This window comes from Segatella intestinalis (genome assembly GCF_029348455.1).
In the GTDB taxonomy this organism is placed as follows: Bacteria; Bacteroidota; Bacteroidia; order Bacteroidales; family Bacteroidaceae; genus Prevotella.
In genome coordinates, this window is record NZ_JARJVV010000025.1 from 1 (window position 1) to 2,573 (window position 2,573).

At 48.2% G+C, this 2,573-nt stretch carries 4 protein-coding genes; 1 reads left to right on the forward strand and 3 read right to left on the reverse strand.

From position 1 onward, the window contains the following. Positions 1-131 (forward strand): MerR family transcriptional regulator (locus P3T48_RS13525; RefSeq protein WP_255081232.1); only part of this gene is annotated, 131 nt, incomplete at its 5' end. Positions 132-365: 234 nt separating this feature from the next. On the opposite strand, the gene P3T48_RS13530 is transcribed toward P3T48_RS13525, so the two are convergent. The 3 genes from P3T48_RS13530 to P3T48_RS13540 form a co-directional block, all read right to left on the reverse strand. Further along, the gene (locus P3T48_RS13530; protein WP_117574240.1) at positions 366-728 is read right to left on the reverse strand and encodes a virulence RhuM family protein; all 363 of its coding nucleotides are present in this window, start codon (positions 726-728) and stop codon (positions 366-368) included. Beyond that, positions 725-1,936 (reverse strand): site-specific integrase, encoded by a 1,212-nt coding sequence (locus P3T48_RS13535; protein WP_119238623.1) that lies wholly within the window; start codon positions 1,934-1,936, stop codon positions 725-727. Before P3T48_RS13535 ends, P3T48_RS13530 begins: the two co-directional genes overlap by 4 nt. 64 nt (positions 1,937-2,000) lie before the next feature. After that, positions 2,001-2,573, reverse strand: a 573-nt coding sequence (locus P3T48_RS13540; protein ID WP_276507035.1) for a site-specific integrase, incomplete at its 5' end; no start/stop codon positions are given.

Consider the following 2,573-nt stretch of genomic DNA (forward strand, 5'->3'; position numbering starts at 1 on the left):
TGCAGGACTACCGAAACAACGGTGTCATCCCGTATATCCAGCTTGGCGGAAAGATACTCTACCGCGAGTCCGACATTCAGAAGATTCTGATGGCTAACTATCGTGAAGCGTACAGAATGAAAGGTGTGTAAGAGAATGTCCTTGATGAGTGTGTGAAATGAATAAGGCGACAACGTATAACTTACCGAGCGTGGTTGTTATAGGTTGTCGCCTCGTTTTATTGGCTATACCGAGTTGTTCGTGTTTGCCGGGTATCATTTGTGTTACCTGTATAAATCTAATACCATGCTAAAACACACTGCGGTGGTTCGCCCAAGTGGCTGGAGGCGCAAAGCCTCCAAGGAACGTTGCTTTATATGGCTGTTCTATGCCATTGCGTTCTCTGTAAAGATACAGACCAGTTTAGTGCGGCTTGTCTGCTTGCCGATGACGGACTGCATGATGAACTCCCGAAAGGCTCGGCTCTCAATGCTGTCAATACGGAAGGCTACCGCAATGACGAGTTCAAGACTATACACATCATAGCTGATGCGGTCGTTCTTCCTGACATGACGGCGTACACCCTGCTCTTTCAGAATGCCGTCCTTGAATATAGCCTTGACAGCCTTGCGCACATAGCAGCCGAATACATTATACATGTCGGCAATCTCCTGCATGGTCATCCATACAGTATCGGTCGGCATGGATACCGTTCCGCTCTCGCTGATAGTTATAACACCTCTGTTCATTTTCCAATAGTTTTTTCGTTCGATAATCTGTTCCTTTCCCGCTTGGCAATAAGCTTATCCATGTCATTTGAAATCTTCTGCTCCGTCACCTGTGCATAGACCTGTGTGCTTGTAATGTCTGCGTGTCCCATCATCTTGGCTATGCTGCCGATGGGAATGTCCTCGTTGAGCATCAAGACTCCGAATGTATGGCGGCTGGCGTGGAATCCCAACTTATTACTTATGCCAAGCACCATCCCAAGGGTATGCACATCAAGATAGATGTCTTTCTTCTCACCCAGTGGAAAAACAGGCTTGCTGTCGTCCGTGGTATTGTAGAGCGAAAGAATCTTCTCGGCTATCGGATGGAGTGGCACGAAGAACTCCACGCCTGTCTTCTCTCTTTCCTTGCGGATGAACTTCCTACCATCGGAGTTCTCACTGATATGGTGAGGGTACAGTTTCTTTACATCTATATAGGATAAGGAGGTGAGCGAGGCAAAAATGAAACATCTGCGTGCAAGCTCCGTTCGCTCGTCAGCCATCGGGGTAGAGAGCATCCTGATGAAGTCTGCCTTGCTGATATGGGTCATCTTCGGGGCTGCCTTCTTCTCATACCCTATCTTGGCTATGGGATTGAAGCGGATAATGCTCCTGTCCACTGCCTTGTACATCAACATGTTCAGCCAGAGAAGGCAATGGTTCACATAGCTGTCGATACGTCCCTGGTCTCGTTTCAGGAATAGCTTGTATTCCTCCCCGAAATTCTCGTCTATGTCCTCAAAGGCGATGTCGTCCTTATCCAACGAATGGACAAAGGCTCTCAGGTTCTTCTGCCATGTTCGCTTGTGCAGAAAGGTTTGTCTGGCTTTTGAGGTTCGATACCATTCCACGATGGTATCACCAAAGTTCAGCAAGAACCTTCCTGTCGTATCCTTGTCCTTCAACACAGCCTTCAGCATTTCCACAGTGATGATGCCATTGGCGGTAAGAAGTGAGTTGTATTTATCCTTGACCTCAGCAAGGAAACTTGCCAATCGTCCGTTGTCCCTTGCGTTCCGTACCTCTCCCTTCTTGGCGTTCCACTCCTGTGGGGTACAGGATATGCCTGTGGAAATGGCTGCGCTTTTGCCGTCAACGGTGATGCGGCAAAGTATGTTGGCTGTTCCGTCTGCCTTCACCTTCTGTCTGTTGATGTAAGGCAAAATTGAAAATGTACTTCTGCTCATAGTTGTTGTCCTTATAATATAATAATGTAGTTGAAACTGTAAAAAGAAAAGTTGAAAGCCTTGTTCATAATGCGAGAATAAAGTCCTTCTCGGTTGCAGCGGTGAACTTGTCCATGTCCTCAAACAGCTTCTTTTGGGTTACTCTCGCATACCGCTGCGTCATCTTCACATCCTTGTGACCGAGCATCTTGCAGATGGTCTCCATCGGCACACCAGCCTCCAGCGTAATGAGGCTGGCGAACGAGTGTCGTCCCGAATGGTAGGAATAGGTCTTGCTCGTTTCCGCCAACTTGCAGATGGTGATGAGATCGATACGAACACGATTCGTGCTCAGCAATGGGAAAAGGGTATCTCTTGCCCCGTCCTCGTATTTCGCCATCAGCTCCAACGCCTCGGGCAGGAGTTTCACCCTGGCAAGTGTTCCGGTCTTCTTGCGGTTATAGATGAGCCATTTGTCGCCATCCTCCAACACCTTGACATTGGCTTTCGTGATGGAAACGGTGTCTATGAAGGCTGTTCCTGCATAGCAGGCGAAAAGAAACAGGTCACGGCTAACGGATAGTCTCGGCTTGTCTTCGGGCAGTTCCACATCACGGATTTTTATGAAATCAGACATGCTGAGAGCCTTGGGTGTCGT

Bases quoted from the DNA above. Each gene is read 5' to 3' on its own strand.
- P3T48_RS13530 (WP_117574240.1), bottom strand. From the start codon at position 728: ATGAACAGAGGTGTTATAACTATCAGCGAGAGCGGAACGGTATCCATG.
- P3T48_RS13535 (WP_119238623.1), bottom strand. From the start codon at position 1,936: ATGAGCAGAAGTACATTTTCAATTTTGCCTTACATCAACAGACAGAAG.